This is a genomic window from Brevundimonas aurantiaca, assembly GCF_014199955.1.
Classification (GTDB): Bacteria; Pseudomonadota; Alphaproteobacteria; order Caulobacterales; family Caulobacteraceae; genus Brevundimonas; species Brevundimonas aurantiaca.
On the sequence record NZ_JACHOQ010000002.1, the window covers coordinates 495017 to 512323 of the forward strand.

Consider the following 17307-nt stretch of genomic DNA (forward strand, 5'->3'; position numbering starts at 1 on the left):
GCGATAGGATTTTCCGCGCCGGTCGGAGGACGGTCGAACACCGCCTCCGCTGGCCGCAAATGATCAGGCCGCCGCCGTCTCCCCCGCCCTCATGAGCCGCGCCGCCGTCACCATATTGGCGAGCGCCGCCTCAGTCTCGGGCCAAGCCCGCGTCTTCAACCCGCAATCCGGATTCACCCAAAGCCGGTCCTGCGGCAGCTTGCGCGCCGCCGCCTTCAGCAGGGCGGTCATCGCCTCGACCGTGGGGACGCGCGGCGAGTGGATGTCATAGACGCCCGGCCCGATCTCGGCCGGATAGCGGTAGTCGGAAAAGGCGTCGAGCAGTTCCATCCTGGACCGCGAGGTCTCGATGGAGATGACGTCGGCGTCCATGGCTCCGATGGCCTGAATGATGTCGTTGAACTCCGAATAGCACATATGGGTGTGGATCTGGGTTTCGTCCCGGACCCCCGAGGCCGTGATGCGGAAGCTTTCGACCGCCCATTCCAGATAGTCGTCCCAGTCGGCGCGCCGCAGGGGCAGGCCCTCGCGCAGGGCGGCCTCGTCGATCTGGATGACGGCGGCGCCGGCGGTTTCGAGATCGACTACCTCGTCGCGGATGGCGAAGGCGATCTGACGGCAGGTGGTGCTGCGCGGCTGGTCGTCGCGCACGAAGGACCAGTTCAGAATCGTGACGGGGCCCGTCAGCATGCCTTTCACCGGTCTGTCGGTGAGACCCTGCGCATAGCGCCACCATTCGACTGTCATGGGCCTGGGCCGCGCGACGTCGCCGTAGAGGATGGGCGGGCGCACGCAGCGCGAACCGTAGGACTGCACCCAGGCGGCCTTTGTGAAGACGAAGCCGGACAAGTGCTCGCCGAAGTACTGGACCATGTCGTTGCGCTCGAACTCGCCGTGGACCAGGACATCCAGGCCGAGCGCCTCCTGCCATTTGATCGCTCGCGCGGTCTCGTCGCGCAGCAGGCGGGCGTAGGCCGCATCGTCGATGACGCCTCGCCCGTGATCAGCGCGCGCCTTTCGGATCCCAGCTGTCTGAGGAAAGGAGCCGATGGTGGTGGTCGGATAGGCGGGCAGATTCAGACGCCCTCGCTGAACCTGGCGACGAATTTCAAAGCAGGAGTTTCTGAGCGCCAGGGCGGGGTCGGCATCGGCGGCTCGCGCCTGGACCTTGGGGTCGTTGATGCGCGGTGAAGTGCGACGTGAGGCGACCGAGGCGGTCGAGGCGTCGAGCGCCGCTTTCACCGCGCCGCGGCCTTCATTCAACGCCCGCGCCAGGGTGGCCAACTCGGCCACCTTCTGCACGGCGAAGGCCAGCCAGTCCTTGATCTCGGGATCGAGCCCGGTCTCCCGTTCCAGATCGATCGGGGCGTGCAGCAAGGAGGAGGACGGGGCGATCACCACCCTGCGCCCGGCCGCGACCAGGGGCTCCACCTTGTCCAGCACGGCGTTGAGGTCGGCCTTCCAGACGTTGCGGCCGTCAATGACGCCGAGCGACAGCACCTGATCGACGCGCGCCGCAGACGCGACCTGGGCCAACTGCTCCGGCGCTCGGATCAGGTCGATGTGCAGTCCGTGAACCGGCAGGCGCAGCACGGCCTCCAGATTATCCCCGAGCCCACCGAAATAGGTGGTCAGCATCAGCTTGATCGGCGGCGTCACGTCGGTCAGCACACGATAGGCGTGGTCGTAAGCCGCCTTCGCCTCATCGCTCAGATCGGTGACCAGGCAGGGCTCGTCCATCTGCACCCAGGTGGCGCCGGCGCGGGCCAGGGACCGCAGCACCTCGGCATAGATCGGCAGCAGGCGCGGCAGCAGGCTGAGGACGTCAAACGGCTCGCCCCGCGTCTTGCCCAGCAGGAGATAAGAGACCGGTCCCAGCAGCACCGGCCGGGTCTCGATCCCCAGCGCCCTGGCCTCCAGATATTCGTCCAGCGCCTTGGTCGAGCCGAGACGGAACACCTGGTCGGCGGTAAATTCAGGCGCGAGATAATGGTAGTTGGTGTCGAACCATTTGGTCATCTCCATGGCCGGCGTCCCCTCGCCGCTCGCATGGGCGTGACCGTGTGCGCACGCCTGACCGTCGCCCCGTGAACCGCGGGCCATGGCGAAGTAGGTCGCCAGATCGACACGATCCCCGCGCCAGCCGTAGGCGGGCGGCACGGCGCCGACCATGGCGGTCAGGTCGAGCACATGGTCATAGAGAGAGAAGTCGTTGGACGGCACGACGTCGGCCCCCAGGTCACGCTGGCGCGCCCAGGTCAGGCTGCGCAGCTGGGCGGCGGCGGACAGAAGGGCCTCGGCGTCGGTCTTGCCGGCCCAATAGGCCTCGAGCGCGGTCTTCAGCTCTCTCTTGGGGCCGATGCGGGGAAAGCCGAGGGTGGCGACCTGGACGGTGTGGCGGGTCATGACGTTCGAAACCTGTGTTGTGGCCAGGCTTCGGACAGGGTCGCGCGGACGCCGACGCGGACGTGCAGGGTCCGGCGGCGCGCATGCGGCCTGACCGGACACCCCGCCGGAGGACGTTATCTGTCGGGGCAGGTCTCCTGGCTCACGGGTCGACGCCTAGGGTCCGGCCTTCCCGGCGTGAACGCCAGTGACACGAGATGGACCTTCGACTCGCCGCTTACAGTTGCGGGGGCAGCGCCGGTTTCCCACCGGCTTCCCTCTTAGCTGCACGTGTTCCGAAGACCACGTGCAGACCACGACGGCTGAGGATGGCCTCACAATCAGCAGGCCGTCAATACATATAAGGATATGCTTATACGATTATGCGATTGCCACAGCTTAACCCTTTGCCTCCAGATGCGCCCACCCCTGACACATTGCGACCACAAGGCGTGGCGGATGGGCAACACGACAGTTTCAAGACACTTACGTAACGACGATTTAATGCTCAGCTTCGTCCGCGCCTGATAGCAGCCGCCCTCCCCGGACCCCCATCCGGGTCGAGACTGCTAAGGACAAAAGAAAATGAAGACGATCCTCCTCGCCACGGCCGCCGCCGCCCTGTTCGCCGCCCCGGCCTTCGCCCAAGACGCCGTCGGCTCGGTCGGCGTGACCTATTCCAACCCCTCGATCGAAGTCGCCGGCAACGATGTCGACGCCGACGTCTGGACCGTGGACGGCACGGTCGCCCTGCCGGCCGCTGACTGGACCGTGACCCTGAACGGCGCCGTCGACTACACCAAGGCCTTCGGTGAAGAAGACGTCACCGGCGTCGCCGCCGCCCACCTGACCAAGATGTGGACCTCGGACGTCCGCGCGGGTGCCTTCGTCGCCGCCAACGGCATCGGCTCGGGCGATGAGCCGGTCTGGACCGTCGGCGCCGAGGCCCAGAAGTACCTGTCCAACGCGACCCTGACCGGCCTGGTCGCCTACACCACGGCTGACGACGCAGACGCCGACATCTGGACCGTCGGCGGCGACGCCGCCTTCTACGTGATGCCGAACCTGCGCCTGAACGCCGGCGTCAGCTACAACAACGTCGATGTCGCCGGCGGCGACGTGGACGCCTGGACCTACGGCGTTGGCGCCGAGTACGAAATCGAGAACACCCCGTTCTCGGTCGGCGCTTCCTACACCCGCGCCGACATCGACTCGCTGGACGTCGACACCTGGTCGCTGGGTCTGCGCTACAGCTTCGGCGGCGGCCTGCAAGCGCGTGACCGCGCCGGCGCCGGCCTGGGCGTTTCCGCCATCACCAGCGTCCTGGGCGCCTTCTAAGCCTGACGGCCTGCTGACTAAAAAGAGCCCCGGCGGACCGATCCGCCGGGGCTTTATTTTACCAGCTAATGAATCCGCAGACGTAGCCAACACAGTTTCTATGTGCCCCCATTGCCAAGCCTAAGCATTGATCCCACTCATAACCGCCCACATCATAAGCCCCGTTACACTCATCGACTCTTTGCTCTAAAATTTGCTCACACATGTTCTCACACGCAAGCGATCCCGCCAAAGTTTGGCTTGGAATTAAAAGAAGACTCAGCGCAAAAACGCCAGAGGAAAGCAATTTTTTGTATCCAGCCATAGAACCCTCCACATGTTGGTACCGTTACGTTACCAACTTTGGCGAGAAATTGCCATCACCCTTAGTTGCAGCGCCCAATTTCCTCGTTTTCTTGATTTCCGATAACTAATCGACCAGATCCTCGAACGGCCTGAGTACGAGCACCTGATAGACATCTAATGCGGACGTCTCCCGAGCCAGAAATCGCAGCATCAGCATTCAGCACTGTAGCATGCACGGTTATATTGCCGCTTCCGCCGATCATAGCGACAAGATTATCTACGGTGCCCGACCTTATCGTAATATTTCCAGAACCACCTATTACGGCATTTACATTTCCAATCACTTCAGAAACCTGGATACTACCAGATCCACTGACTGCCCCAGTAAATCGCCTGTTCGATCCGACACTTATATCTGAACTTCCAGACAACGCCACCGTCGCCGATTGTGAAATCCCTGCACGCAGCGCGCCTGTGCCAAGAGATTTTAGCAATAACGCTCCGGAGATGTTTGCTATATTCCACAATCCACAACCGGCGTTCTCTAATCTCACGTCGTGCGCGCCGCGCCCTACGGCCCCGAAGACGGCGCCCTCCGCGCTGACGTCCACATCACGCGGGGTGCGCAACACGATCAGCGGCGCCTCTTCCAGACGGACGCGGCCCAGGTTGCGCACCTCAACACTGGCGCCTTCGCCCGGCTGGGCGGCGCCCGCACGTCCGGCGTTGCAGTTGCGGACGTCGCCGCTCCACATCCGGTTGGAACGCAGGCCGCCGTCGATGCGGACGTCCCGTCCCTGACGACGCACCTGGAGCGCGGGCAACCGGGAGCGTCCCTGCGTCACCTCCACGGCGACGTCCTGGCGGTCTTCGACGATGACGACGACGCGCGCGACGGCGTTGCGGATTTCGACTTCGGCGGCCGACGCCGGCGCGGCTGCGGCGCAGGCGGCCAATGCGGCGGCGGCGATCAGAACGGTCTTCATGAGAGCTCCCTTTCCCTGACTACGGGAGAAGGGTGATCGCCCGGGCGACCCAAGTCATTTTAACTTCAGGTCATGAACCCGAATTAACCTGGCCCCCGCCTCATGGCCTGATCTCTCCCGCTCCGTCGGCGGCGCCGATCTGCGGTTCGAAGTCGCGTTCGAACTGGGCGATCCGGCTCTTCAACAATCCGGTGCGCTTCAGGGCCAGAGAGGCCGCCCAGCGGGCCGCCAGCTCGGGCGTCCCCATGGCGTCGGTGCATCGCGGGCGTCCGCCGCAGCTGCGAAGGACGGCGTTGGTGAACAGGGCTCCGTTCCGGAAACGCGACGGCCAGGTCTGGAAGTCCATCGACAGGCTGACGCAGAACCGATCCAGATTCTCCACCCTGTGCGGCGCATACAGAGGCCAGGTCAGCGCCCGGCCCGGCTCCAGATCGATGATCTGCGCCTCTCGCTCGAAGGCCAGGTCATAGGGCAGTTCCTCGGTCGTCTGGCGGGCGACCACCTGTTCCATGTTCCGTTCCGGCAATCGCCGCTCGTCGCCGGGATAGACGTAGATCCGCTTGCGCCCCCGCATGTGGAACAGGACCACCCCTGCCGCGTCGAAATGATAGGGCACCCGCGCCTTGGGCGACGACAGGATCAGCTGACCGGCGTTCCGAACGGCTCTAAGACCGGGGTAGGTCGCCTGGATCTTGCGAAATTCGTCCATGGCGGCGGCCCAAAGCTCTGGCCAGCCGGTCTCCACGCTCCGCAAATTGACCCACAGCCGGCCCTGTTTGATGGCCTCCAGCAGGGCCTCGCCGGACAGCCGCCCTCGCGCGCCGGTCCGCAGACTGACCTGCCCCGCCTCGTCATAGTCATACAGGTTGATGTCGAACAGTTCGGCGGGATAGCGATCCAGCACCGTCGCCAGGACCGCATCCTCGGCGAACCCCTGATCGACCAGGGTGTGCGGGTGGTCCGCCGCCTCTGAGATCGGACCGGGATAGCGGGTGCGTCGTTCGTTCATCGGCTTTCCTCGGCTTCGCTTAGACGTGGGCCACGCGGGTCGGGCCGTTGCGCTTGGCCGCCGCCTTGCTCACGGCGGACCGAAGGGCGAAGGCGGCGCCGCGCAACTGGCCAAGGGAGGAGGCTTCGCAGGCCTCGATGGTGGACCAGCGGCGACGCAGAGAGTTGCGCAGGGCCTGCCCCCGTCCTCCGGCTCCGCCCAGGGCGGCCACGGCCGCCTCGCCTAGGCTCCGGCCCAGGCCGGGCCGGATCACCACCGCCTCCCGCACCGTCTGGCGCGCATTGACGAAATACTTCTTGTACCCCTCGCCTTCGAAACCGAAGTCGAAGACGCGGAAGCCGTCCGCCGCCGCCAACCGCATTGTGTCCATGCTCAACAGAATGCCGGGCGAACACCGCGCCAGCCGCGGCTCATAGGCCGGGAACCAGAAGTGGTAATGACGGCCGGCGTGGAGCGAAAACTCCAGCGCCACCAGGCTGTCGCCGGCGTGCATGACGGCCATCGAGGCGCCGAAGTCTTCGTGCCGCGCCAGCATCAGGGCGTGCAGCAGGTCGCGTGTCCATCCGCAGGCGAAGATGTCGTGCAGACCGGATCGACGGTACTGGGCCGCCTTCAGGGCGATCAGACGGTCCACGAGAACTGGGTCGCGCAGGCCCGCTTCGACGCGGATCGGCCCAAGCTCGGCCTCGAGACTGCGACGGGCGCGCTCCTTGTCCTTGAAATACTTGCCGTAGGTCGATCGCCGCTCGGCGTACCAGGCCTCGTAACCGGGCTCCGACATGGCGACCTGGACCGTTCCTCGCGCCTGCCCCGCTTGGGCGGGCCCCACCCAGCTCGGCACATTAAGCCTTCGCGGGTTCAGCACGCCGGCGACCGCCTCCAGACTGAGCATCTCGTCCTCGGCGGCGATGACGCCGTGGTAGTCGTTCATCGGGGCGCCCAGCGGCTGCACCGCGCCGCCGCGCCTCTGGTGGGGAAAGAAACCCACAATCCGCTCGCCCCGCCGAAACACGGCGACGGCGGCGCCCGGGCAGACGCGGGCGGCGATCTCAGTGAATTCCCACCGGAAATAGGGGCTGGCCAGGGCGGGGTTGGTTAAGGTCCACCGCCGCCACAGGTCGACCGCGGCGGGATCCATCGCCTCCGCCTTCATGATCTCGACCTGCAGCGTTTCCGCCATGACGCCCTCGTGCGACCTCGACAGGCGAGGTCCGTTCCATCACGCCTCCTAACCAATCTCCTGTTTCGTTAGGGTTCACCGGCATGGTGAACGTCTGTTGACGCATGAGGAGGGAGCCGTGGCGCTCCGGATGCGTTGGCTCCGTCTCGGACGCCCCGCGTCTCCTTGGAAATGAAGCCGATGACCGACACCCGCCCCAATGACCGCAAAGTCGAGAATGAAAACCTGCGCCCGGACTCCGACGGCGAGCCGCCGCGCCCGGCGACGGAGCCAAAGGGCGCCGAAGGCTCCAGCAATTCAGGAAAGACGGCGACGGACCCGGCGACAGGGGAAGCGAACTGACCCCGCAGCCATCGTCCCCCGACCTTCCAGGATTATTCATGCCCCCTCGTTTCATTGTCCTGGCGCCAACCGTCGCCGCCCTGACCGTCGCGGGCCTGGCTGTCGCCGCCTGCGATCCCAACGACGACCGGCCGCCCGCCGCCCCCGCAGAGCAGACCGCCCAAGTCGGGGCGCAGGGCCGTCTGTCGCGCGACGCCATCGAGAACACCGCCTATTCCCCGCCGTCGACCGAGGGTGAAGGTGCGAGCCCTGCGGCTCGACCGCAACCGGACCCCGCCCTGATCCGCGCCCAAGTGCTGTTGCAACGCGCCCGCTTCTCGCCAGGCGCCATCGACGGTTTGGAAGGGTCCAACATGCGTCAGGCCGTCTCCGCCTTTCAGAAGGTCCAGGGTCTGCCCGTCAACGGCCGCCTCGACGCCGAGGTCATGGGGCGGTTGCGCGCCGCCAGCCAGGGCGCCGTGACCTCTACCTATGAGATAACCCAACAGGACGTTTCGGCTTCCTATCTCGGCATAGTCCCGACCGAGCTGGAGGCCCAGGGCCGGGCGCCGTCTATGGGCTACGCCAATATCGTCGAAGCGCTGGCCGAGCGCTTTCATGTGACCGAGGACCTGCTGAGGGCCCTGAATCCTGCGGCAGACTTCAACCGCCCAGGCCAGAAGTTGCTGGTTCCCGCGATCAATACGACGCCCTTGGCTGCGGATGTCGAAAGAATTGAGGTGGACAAGGCCCAAGGCGCGGTGCGGGCCTATGGCGCGGACGGGACGCTGCTCGCCTATTTCCCGGCGACGATCGGCAGTCGGGACAATCCCACCCCGACGGGCACGGTCAAGGTCAACGGCGTCGCCCGCAATCCCGACTATGTCTACGACCCGTCAAAGCTCAGCTATGGCGATCTGGATCGCAAGGTGGTCGTGGCCCCCGGGCCCAACAATCCTGTGGGCGTGGTCTGGATCGATCTGAACAAGCCCAGCTACGGCATCCACGGCACGCCGGATCCACATCTGGTCGGCAAGACCGCGTCGCACGGCTGCGTTCGCCTGACCAATTGGGACGCCTGGACCCTGGCCGACAAGGTCAAGCCGGGCGTGACTGTCCGCTTCGTCTAGGTGCTGGACCTAGTGGACGGCGCCGAAGGGCGTCCCGTCCCAGAAGTCGCAGTTGTGACGGGCGAAGAAGGCGTCATCCAGTCGATCGCCCTGGGCCGTGAACACCCGAACCGGCCCCGCGCCCGCCACGCGGGGCCATTCGGCGCCGAAATCCTGCTGTCCGAACCCGGCCCACAGGCCCTGCATGCGGTGCGACAACGCCTTCTGCTCGGGCGTGAACCGGTTGACGTCGGCGAAGATCCAGCTGGTCCCGAAGATATAGGCCAGTTCGCCGGCGTGATAGGCGCCCAGGTCCAGGCCCACGATCCCGTCGGGCAGGACGAATGGGGCGTCGCGATCGGCGAACTCATATCCCCAGACTGGCGTATAGCGCGACAGCTGACGCCGCAGGGCCTGGGACGGACAGGCGAACCTCTGGTCGGTGAAGTTGGCGGCGATGGCGTAGGCCGGGCCGTCCGGCCCGACCGGATAACGGTCCAGCACGCGGGGGCCGACATCGCCGTACATCCACAGCGTCTCCTTCTGGTAACGGTCCATGTCCTTGACCTCATTGGCGAACAGCCGCCCCTCGTCCAGATTGGTCCCGACGATGACGGGCACGCGGGTGAACCGCCCCTGGTCGATGGCCAGGGCGGGATTTTCAGGCACGGTCGCATCGGCGTGCACCGGTCCCCACGACCCTGGGCCGTTGATGCCCGCCCGAACTGACGGCGCCCGCGACAGACGCCAGGCAGGCAAGGCCTTCAGGCAGGCGATCTGATCGGCGCCGGTGCAGCCCAAACGCCGGGCGAAGAGCGGGCCAGAGGCGGCGGCGTCTTCAGCGCTGATCAGAGACGAGGGCTCCAGACAGCCGCCGCTTTGCAGGATCATCCTCTGATAGAGACCCTCGGCCTGGGGCGAGGTCATCAGATAACAGGCGGCCCAGGCGCCGGCGCTTTCCGTGAACAGGGTGACATTGGCCGGGTCTCCGCCGAAGGCGGCGACGTTGCGGTTCACCCATTTCAGCGCCGCCAACTGATCCATCAGGCCGAAGTTGCCGCCGAACCCCTCACCCTCAGCCTGGAACTGAGGATGCGCCAGCCAGCCGAGGGCCCCCAGCCGGTAGTTCAAAGTGACGACCACCCGGTCCTGATCCACCGCCAGCCGCGACGGATCGTAGTTGGCGCCCGAGCCCACGGTGAAGGCGCCGCCCGGTATATAGACCATGACAGGCCGGCGCCGCTGCGGTTCGCCGGCCGGGGCGTAGATGTTGAGGTAGAGGCAATCCTCTGACCCGACCACCAGACCGCCCCCGCCGCCCAATATCGCCTTGCGCCCTATAGCCTGGGTGCAGTCGGACCCTATGCGGGTGGCGTCGCGCACCCCGCTCCAGCCTTCAACGGGCTGAGGCGCCCGCCAGCGCAGTTCGCCGACGGGCGGGCGCGCGAAGGGCACGCCCAGAAACGCCCGCGCGCCCGCGCCCTCTACGCCCCGAACCGTCCCGGCCTCGGTGGCGGCGAGAACCGGGCGAGCGTCCGGCGCAAACTTAATGGAGAGGACCTTGCCCGGATGGACGGCGCAGGCCGCCAGAACGAGGGACGCGAACAGCAGCGACAGCAGACGCATAGAGAACCTTGGCCGTGACGAAGCGACTTTAACGCGCGCGCCCGTGCAAATATCCCTGTGCGAACCGATTCAGTCCCGCAGAACGACCTAGGGCCAAAGGCGCTGTCGCAGCCAGGCGTCGCCGTCGCGGGTGAAGCGCAGCCGGTCATGCAGGCGGAACGGCCGGTCGCGCCAGAATTCGACGACATGGGGCGTCACCCGCCAGCCGCTCCACCGCTCAGGACGCGGCACATCCAGGTCCTCAAAACGCGCAGTCTCGCGGGCGACGGCCGCCTCCAGGGTCTGGCGATCGTCCAGCGGTCGCGACTGGTCCGAGGCCCAGGCGCCGATGCGGCTCTCGCGGGCCCGGCTGGCGAAATAGTCGTCGGCCTCCTGAGGCGTCACCGGTTCGACTGAGCCTCGCACCCGCACCTGACGGCGCAGCGACTTCCAGTGAAAGGTCAAGGCGGCGACCGGCCGCGCCGCCAGTTCGACGCCCTTGGCGCTTTCGCGGTTCGAATAGAAGGTGAAGCCGCGCGCATCGACGTCCTTCAACAACACGATCCGCGCGTCCGGCATGCCGTCGGCGTCCACGGTGGACAGGGTCATGGCGTTGGAATCATTGACCTCATGCGCGCGCGCCTCAGCGAGCCACTCGATGAAGGGACCGATCGGTTCGGTGCGGTCGAACAGGCTTTCGTCGCCGTTGGCGGCCAGGGCGGCGGCGTAGTCGCGAGCGTATTCCTCTCGCGACGGACTGGGCGGGATCACTGGTGCGGTCATGCGCAGGATTTAGACTGTGAAGGAGCCGATGAAAATGATCGGGATCAAATCCCCCCTCCCCGCCGTCCAGATCAAGCTGGTTAACCCGGCGTTGACCCTAAGGCGCGAACGGTAGCGAAATGAGCCCTTCTCATTTCCGATCAGACGCCGATGCGGTTCGAGACGCCCTTTCCACCTTGGGGCTTCAGGACGCCGCCGACGCTGAATCGCTGAAGGCGGCCTTCCGCGCGGCGGTCAAGGCGGCGCGCCCGGACCAGCCTGGCGGAGACGCCGATCGGTTTCGCAGAGTCATCGCCGCCTATCGCCTGGTCCAGGCCTACAGGCCGGGCGACGTCGCGCCGGGGACGCCGGACCGGCCCGCCGCCCCGCCTGTGCTCAGCCTCAGCCCCTTGCAGGCGGTCGCGGGCGCCAAGATTGATTTGCGGCTGGGTGCACGCACGATCCGGGTCGCGGCGCCGCCGGGCCTTCGAACCGGAGAGACGTTGCGACTGCGCGGCGGGGCGGCCGACGGGGCGGACCTTCGCCTGGCGGTGCTGATCCGCCCCCAGGACGGCCTGTCGGTCCTGGGCGACGATCTGTTCATGAGTTGGCCGACGCCTCAGCGCCTGTTGCAGGAAGGCGGCCGGGTCGAGATCGACACCCACGCCGGGACACGCTCCGCCTGGATCACGCCCGACCGTGCGGCGCCGGTCCGCATTCGGCTGAAAAACCTGGGACTGCCGGCGCGCGGATCCCGCCCTGCGGGCCATCTGTTCGTGACCTTGACCCCGTCGTCCGAAACGCGGTCCCCGGCCGAAGACCTGCTGGCGCAGTTCACCCGAGCCTGGACGCCGGAACGGCTGGCGGCCTGAGGGCGCAAAGCACTTCGCGAACCCGGCGTGACGGTTTCGCCGGGCGCCGTCATGCTCTAAGCGTCGCCCTATGTCGCACAACACCTTCGGCCATCTGTTCCGCGTGACCACCTGGGGCGAAAGCCACGGCCCAGCCATCGGCTGCGTCGTGGACGGCTGCCCGCCGCTGATCCCTCTGACCGAGGCCGATCTTCAGCCCTGGCTTGACCAGAGAAAGCCCGGCGGTTCGCGCTTCGTGACCCAGAGGCGCGAAAGCGACACCGCGCAGATCCTGTCGGGGGTGTTCGACGACGGCGAGGGCCCGGTCACGACCGGCACGCCCATCTCGATCCTGATCAAAAACGAGGACCAGAGATCCAAGGACTATGGCGAGATCGCGCGGGCCTATCGTCCCGGCCATGCCGACTTCACCTATCAGACCAAATACGGCGTCCGCGATCCGCGCGGCGGCGGGCGCTCGTCGGCGCGCGAGACGGCCAGCCGGGTGGCGGCGGGCGCCGTGGCGCGCAAGGTGCTGGGCGACGGCGTCAAGATCCGCGCCGGCGTCGTCCAGATCGGCCCGCATCGCATCGCGCCGGACGCCATTGATTTCGACGCCGTGCATGGCAACCCGCTGTTCGCCGCCTCCAGCGCGGTCGTAGCGGAATGGGAGGCCTATCTGGACGAGGTCCGCAAGGCCGGCTCGTCGATCGGCGCCGTCGTCGCCCTGGAGGTGACGGGCGTGCCTGCCGGCTGGGGCGCGCCGCTCTACGGCAAGCTGGATTCCGAACTGGCCGCCGCCCTGATGTCGATCAACGCCGCCAAGGGCGTGGAGATCGGCGCCGGCTTCGGAGCGGCGGAATTGTCGGGCGAGGACAACGCCGACCAGATGAGGCTGGACCTGAACAAGCAGCCGGTCTTCCTGTCGAACCATGCGGGCGGAGTGCTGGGCGGCATCTCCACAGGACAGCCGGTCACGGCGCGGGTGGCGTTCAAACCCACCTCATCGATCCTGACGCCGCGCCAGACCATCACGCGCGACGGCGAAGAGACGGATCTGCGCACCAAGGGCCGCCACGATCCTTGCGTCGCCCTGCGCGCCGTTCCGGTGGTGGAGGCTATGGCCGCCTGCGTGCTGGCCGACGCCTACCTGCGGCACCGCGCCCAGGTCGGGTAATGGACATCCGCCCCATCCGCGATGGGGAAGACGAGGCTGTCATCGCACTTTGGACAGCCTGCGGCCTGACGCGCCCATGGAACGACCCGGTTGCGGACCTGACTCTGGCGAAGGGCGGCGCGACCTCCGCCGTTCTGGTCGCGGCGGACGACGCGGGAATAGGCGGCACCATCATGGTGGGCTTCGACGGCCATCGCGGCTGGGTCTATTATCTGGCGGTTGACCCCGGGCGTCGTCGCCGCGGCTTGGGGCGCAGCCTGATGGCGGCGGCGGAAGACTGGCTGATGGTCAGAGGCGCCCCCAAACTTCAGCTCATGGTCCGCAGCGATAACGAGGCGGCTGTGGGCTTTTATCAGCGACTGGGTCTGGAGCGGCAGGAGGTGATCGTACTCGGCCGCAGGCTGGACGGCTGACCGGCGTCGCCGTTCGCTCTGTCCTTCGGCTTCTCGTCCTGCCGCATAAGCGCCATCAGGCCGGTTAGACCCGTCGTCATCACGATCATAGCCGACTCCTGCAACTGCGAACCGTTTGCAGGTTTGCGCGCATCTGAGCGGTGTGCAAGACGGGTTCGTCGGTGGCGCCGCACTACAGGAGATCAACCGTGCGTGAAGACGGAAAGCTGGACTACCTCGAACTGCCCGCTGCAGACCTGCCCAGGACCAAGGAATTCTACAGTCAGGCCTTCGGCTGGACCTTTGTCGATTACGGCCCGACCTACGCTGCCTTCGATCAGGGGCTGGACGGCGGTTTCGACGCCGACGAGGCGGAACGAACCAGGACGCCTCTACCCGTTCTTTACGCGGACGACCTGGAGGCCATGCAGGCCAAGGTCGAGACGGCCGGCGGCGTGATCCTGAAGCCAATCTACGCCTTTCCGGGCGGTCGTCGCTTCCACTTCGCCGATCCTGCCGGGACGGAGATGGCGGTCTGGTCGGAAAACTGACCCCAGGACGTCAGCGGGCGTCCACCGACTGCGCAATCCTCTCGGCCAAGTCGCGGGCGGCGTCGTCCACACTCGCCACCCAGATATGGATTTCCTGGGGCGCGGACGGCCGCTGGAACAGGTGCTCCAGCGCCTGACGTCGCCCGCCTTCGCTGACCACGACCGAGGCGCGCCCTCCGGCCCGCACCACCTCGCCGTCGTAAATGGGGAATTGCGACGCCGGACCCACATAGATCATGACGAGGGGAAGCCCCCCGGCGGCCCGAACCGAATAGACGGCGGCGTCGGCGCCCGCCGGGGCGCGGGTCAGGATCAGGCTCTGCGGCAGCTCAAGGGTGAAGGGCAAGGCGGCGATAGCGGCGGCGTCCAGGCCTGACAAGCCGACAGGGTTCGCCGACGGCGCAGCGCTGGTCGCCGAAGAGGTCGGCGCGGCCGGCGACGTGACGGCGGGCGTCGTCGCGGGCGTCGGCCGTGGTGGCGGCGTGATCGCCGGTCGCACCGCCGGAGAGGTCGGCGCCGCAGCCGAGGGCTCGGCCCCGATCGCAGCGGACGTTGCGGAGGGCGTCGCGGGCGCGGGCGCGGCGGCCGGCGCACGCCCCGCCGACAGGCTGTTGAGGTCGCGCGTCACAGACGACGCCCCCGACTGAATCGGCGCCGCCCCGGTTTGAGAAGAGGTCGCCGGCGGCTGGGGTTGAGATGCGGTCGTCGGTTTGAAGGGCGGACCGCTGTTCAAATCCCGCGTCAGATCCGACGGCGAGCGCGGTGCGGACGACGCTTCTTGACCGGACAGAAGCGTGGCGGCGAGAGCGAGAGCGAACATGGCGCGACCTTTACCCGCCGCAGGCTGAACCGCAAGGCCCCGTCAGGCGCGCGGCAGCTCGATCCAGAAGGTCGCGCCCTCGCCCGGCGCCGACACCACGCCTATGGCGCCGCCTTGAAGCTCAACCAGCCGCTTGGCCAGGGCCAGGCCGACGCCGTGGCCTTCCACGCTGGATCGTTCCAGCCCCAGACGGTTGAAGGGCTCAAACAGCTGCGCCTGCTTCTCCTCGGACAGGCCGGGGCCGAAGTCGGACACCTCGATGCGAACGCAATCCTCCTGCTGGATCGCTCGCAGGATCACGCCGCCGCCCGCACCGCCGTATTTGAGCGCATTGACCGCCAGGTTGGTCACGACCTGAACCAGTCGTTGGGAGTCCGCCACAGCCACCGCGTGGCCGTCCTCGCAGACGACGGTGATCTCCACGCCCTGAGCCTCGGGCAACAGCACCGCACTGCGCCGGACGTCATCGAGCACGCCCACCACGTCGGTCGGGCGCAGTTCGACCTTGACCGAGCCGGATTCGGCGCGCGCCACGTCCAGCAGATCGTGCGCCAGGGCCTCGACCTGTCGGGCCGTCTTGACCAGCATGTCCGCCATCTCCGCCTGTTTCGGCGTCACCGGCCCCAGTTGCCCGCTTGACCAGAGTTGGCCGATGCCGATGACGCCCGCCACTGGGCTTTTGATCTCGTGCGCGACATTGGCCAGCAGGCGAGACTTGGCTTCGGAGGTCATTTCCGCCCGGACCTGTCCCAGACGCGCTCGCTCGGCGAGCCGATCTCGTTCTTCCAGAAGGGCGGCCACCAGAAGGGTCGGCATATAGCCGATGAGAACCAGCAGCTGCGCTATCAGCACCTGTTCGGCGCGCGCCATTCCGGCGACATAGGGGCCGGCGCCGGCCATAGCGCTGCCCACCGCCAGGATCGAGACGATCAGAAGGCTGAAGGCCGAGCCCGCCACACCCAGACGCACCGCCACCGCCAGCAGCAGCGGCGTCATGATGAAGCCTATGGACATCTGTCCGGTGAAGCCGATGTAGTAGAAGGCCAGAATGGCGGTTATCAGGCCCGCCGCCTCAAATCGCGTCTGAGAGCGGTTCAGGCGGGTCAGAGTGGAACGGGTCAATGAAAGTCCCAGAGCCCCGATCACCGCTATGCCCAGGGCATGGCCGAACCACCAGGTCTTGAAACTCTCCAGCGACGCCTCCTGACCCAGATGCGGCAGGGCAAAGGCCACCGCCAGGCCTGCGGGGACAGGGGCGATCAGGGCGCAGAGCAGAAAGCGGACGGTGCTGCCCAGACTGAGAATGTGCAGGCTCGGCAAAACTCGACGCACCAGAAACACAGCCGCCCCGATCTCGATCAGATTGCCGGCAGTGAAGAGCAACGACAGCGCCGGACTGTTTCCCGAGATCAACTCGCCGATCATGAGGCTGACGGTCAGAACCAGGGCGAAGACCATGTCGTGACGGCGTCCGCTGCCGGTCCTCAGCCAGACCGCAACCGCCACGCCGCTGGCGGCCCACAGGCCGACCACCAGGCCGGAGCTGCGCGCAAAATTGACCGCCACGGCGACCAGCAAGGCCACCGCCACGCCGGTCAAGACGGGCACGACGGGGTGGGCGAACAAATCACTGCCCGCCTTGCTGCGGCCTACGCCGGCTGCCGACGCAGGGGCTGCGGTTGCGATGTCGAGCGCGCGGCTCATCGTCATGTAAAGGGTCTCGGCGAATGGATCCGCCGAAGATTAGACGCCGATCATGCTAAAATACCCTGAAGCAGGGCGCGGTTCAGAACTTCAACCTTTCGTTGAAAGCCTTGACCGCCGCCGCCGGCCCCTGGGCATAGGACCAGACGCCGCTGCTGACAGCGATGAAATCGGCCCCCGCGCGGGCGAGGTCCTGGGCCGTGTCCACCGTGATCCCGCCGATGGCGACGCAGGGCGCCTCGACCGTTTCCTGCCAGACGGTCAGAAGCTCCAACTCCGGCCGGTGCGTCGTGGTCTTGGTGTCGGTCGGATAGAAGGCGCCGAAGGCGACATAGTCGGCTCCGCCCTCTGCGGCGTCCCAGGCCAGTTCACGGTCGTCGTGACAAGTGACGCCGATCATGGCGTCTGGCCCCATGATGCGCCGAGCCTCGGCCAGAGTGGCGTCCTGCTGGCCGATGTGCACGCCATCGCATCCGGTCTCCTTGGCCAAATCCGGGCGGTCGTTCAGCAGAACGGCCACGCCGTGGCGACGCGCGACGGGCGCCAGCGCCGCGACCGCCGCCCGGACCGCGGCGTCGTCGGCCGGCTTGAGCCGGATTTGCAGCGCCGCCACGTCGCCGGCCTCCAACGCCTGACCCAGCAGGTTCGCAAAGGCGTCCAGATCCGGAATCACCGGAGGGGTGATCAGATAGAGGCGGCAGGGCGGACGGGCGGGAACGGTGGGGGACTTGGCCATGGCGCTGCTTCCCTCTCCTGCGACCATTCGTCAACGGTATCAGACGGCGCAATGCGTGCGAACGACTTGCAATCGCCTTAACGGATGCTATAGCGA

Annotated in this window: 17 protein-coding genes and 1 riboswitch; of the genes, 8 read left to right on the forward strand and 9 right to left on the reverse strand. The window is 66.8% G+C overall.

The features are described from left to right. Positions 1–63 precede the first annotated feature (63 nt). A complete protein-coding gene (gene metE, locus GGQ93_RS06585) occupies positions 64–2406 on the reverse strand; it encodes a 5-methyltetrahydropteroyltriglutamate--homocysteine S-methyltransferase (RefSeq protein WP_183215857.1) in 2343 nt (780 codons plus the stop codon). A gap of 110 nt (positions 2407–2516) precedes the next feature. Beyond that, positions 2517–2718, reverse strand: a riboswitch (cobalamin riboswitch). Between the two features lie 252 nt (positions 2719–2970). Between metE and GGQ93_RS06590 the strand changes: the two genes are divergently transcribed. Beyond that, entirely contained in the window at positions 2971–3723 is a 753-nt protein-coding gene (locus GGQ93_RS06590; protein WP_183215859.1) for a porin, read from the forward strand. A 365-nt stretch (positions 3724–4088) separates the two neighbouring features. On the opposite strand, the gene GGQ93_RS06595 is transcribed toward GGQ93_RS06590, so the two are convergent. From GGQ93_RS06595 to GGQ93_RS06605, 3 genes are all read right to left on the reverse strand, one after another. Next, complete coding sequence (locus GGQ93_RS06595; RefSeq protein ID WP_183215861.1) at positions 4089–4994, reverse strand: GIN domain-containing protein; 906 nt, start codon at positions 4992–4994, stop codon at positions 4089–4091. A gap of 100 nt (positions 4995–5094) precedes the next feature. Then, positions 5095–6003, reverse strand: coding sequence for a cupin domain-containing protein (locus GGQ93_RS06600; protein WP_183215863.1), 909 nt, complete (start codon positions 6001–6003; stop codon positions 5095–5097). 19 nt (positions 6004–6022) lie between these two features. Continuing rightward, positions 6023–7183 (reverse strand): GNAT family N-acetyltransferase, encoded by a 1161-nt coding sequence (locus GGQ93_RS06605; protein ID WP_183215865.1) that lies wholly within the window; start codon positions 7181–7183, stop codon positions 6023–6025. A 180-nt stretch (positions 7184–7363) separates the two neighbouring features. Here GGQ93_RS06605 and GGQ93_RS06610 point away from each other — a divergent pair, with 180 nt between their 5' ends. After that, on the forward strand, positions 7364–7525 hold the full coding sequence (locus tag GGQ93_RS06610) for a hypothetical protein (RefSeq protein ID WP_182713944.1): 162 nt from the start codon (positions 7364–7366) through the stop codon (positions 7523–7525). A gap of 38 nt (positions 7526–7563) precedes the next feature. Next, a complete protein-coding gene (locus GGQ93_RS06615; protein ID WP_183215868.1) occupies positions 7564–8634 on the forward strand; it encodes a L,D-transpeptidase family protein in 1071 nt (356 codons plus the stop codon). A 9-nt stretch (positions 8635–8643) separates the two neighbouring features. On the opposite strand, the gene GGQ93_RS06620 is transcribed toward GGQ93_RS06615, so the two are convergent. Together GGQ93_RS06620 and pdxH are read right to left on the reverse strand one after the other, a co-directional pair. Then, positions 8644–10239, reverse strand: a complete 1596-nt coding sequence (locus tag GGQ93_RS06620) for a carboxylesterase/lipase family protein (RefSeq protein WP_183215869.1) — start codon at positions 10237–10239, stop codon at positions 8644–8646. An 87-nt stretch (positions 10240–10326) separates the two neighbouring features. Then, positions 10327–11001 carry a pyridoxamine 5'-phosphate oxidase gene (pdxH, locus tag GGQ93_RS06625; protein ID WP_054765448.1) on the reverse strand — a complete coding sequence of 225 codons (675 nt, stop codon included), beginning with the start codon at positions 10999–11001 and terminating at the stop codon, positions 10327–10329. Positions 11002–11120: 119 nt separating this feature from the next. Here pdxH and GGQ93_RS06630 point away from each other — a divergent pair, with 119 nt between their 5' ends. From GGQ93_RS06630 to GGQ93_RS06645, 4 genes are all read left to right on the forward strand, one after another. Beyond that, on the forward strand, positions 11121–11852 hold the full coding sequence (locus GGQ93_RS06630) for a DnaJ C-terminal domain-containing protein (RefSeq protein ID WP_183215871.1): 732 nt from the start codon (positions 11121–11123) through the stop codon (positions 11850–11852). 70 nt (positions 11853–11922) lie between these two features. Then, on the forward strand, positions 11923–13008 hold the full coding sequence (aroC, locus tag GGQ93_RS06635; RefSeq protein ID WP_183215874.1) for a chorismate synthase: 1086 nt from the start codon (positions 11923–11925) through the stop codon (positions 13006–13008). Then, positions 13008–13421, forward strand: a complete 414-nt coding sequence (locus GGQ93_RS06640) for a GNAT family acetyltransferase (protein WP_183215876.1) — start codon at positions 13008–13010, stop codon at positions 13419–13421. Before aroC ends, GGQ93_RS06640 begins: the two co-directional genes overlap by 1 nt. 188 nt (positions 13422–13609) lie before the next feature. Then, positions 13610–13951, forward strand: a complete 342-nt coding sequence (locus tag GGQ93_RS06645) for a VOC family protein (RefSeq protein WP_183215878.1) — start codon at positions 13610–13612, stop codon at positions 13949–13951. Positions 13952–13961: 10 nt separating this feature from the next. Here GGQ93_RS06645 and GGQ93_RS06650 read toward each other — a convergent pair whose 3' ends face one another. Next, positions 13962–14297, reverse strand: coding sequence for a hypothetical protein (locus GGQ93_RS06650; protein WP_152949937.1), 336 nt, complete (start codon positions 14295–14297; stop codon positions 13962–13964). Between GGQ93_RS06650 and GGQ93_RS06655 the strand changes: the two genes are divergently transcribed. Next, the gene (locus GGQ93_RS06655; protein ID WP_152949935.1) at positions 14287–14598 is read left to right on the forward strand and encodes a hypothetical protein; all 312 of its coding nucleotides are present in this window, start codon (positions 14287–14289) and stop codon (positions 14596–14598) included. The genes GGQ93_RS06650 and GGQ93_RS06655 overlap by 11 nt on opposite strands. Before the next feature lie 215 nt (positions 14599–14813). Here GGQ93_RS06655 and GGQ93_RS06660 read toward each other — a convergent pair whose 3' ends face one another. Together GGQ93_RS06660 and thiE are read right to left on the reverse strand one after the other, a co-directional pair. After that, positions 14814–16397, reverse strand: coding sequence for a sensor histidine kinase (locus GGQ93_RS06660; RefSeq protein WP_224764310.1), 1584 nt, complete (start codon positions 16395–16397; stop codon positions 14814–14816). A gap of 160 nt (positions 16398–16557) precedes the next feature. Beyond that, a complete protein-coding gene (gene thiE / locus GGQ93_RS06665) occupies positions 16558–17211 on the reverse strand; it encodes a thiamine phosphate synthase (protein WP_183215881.1) in 654 nt (217 codons plus the stop codon). Positions 17212–17307 lie beyond the last annotated feature (96 nt).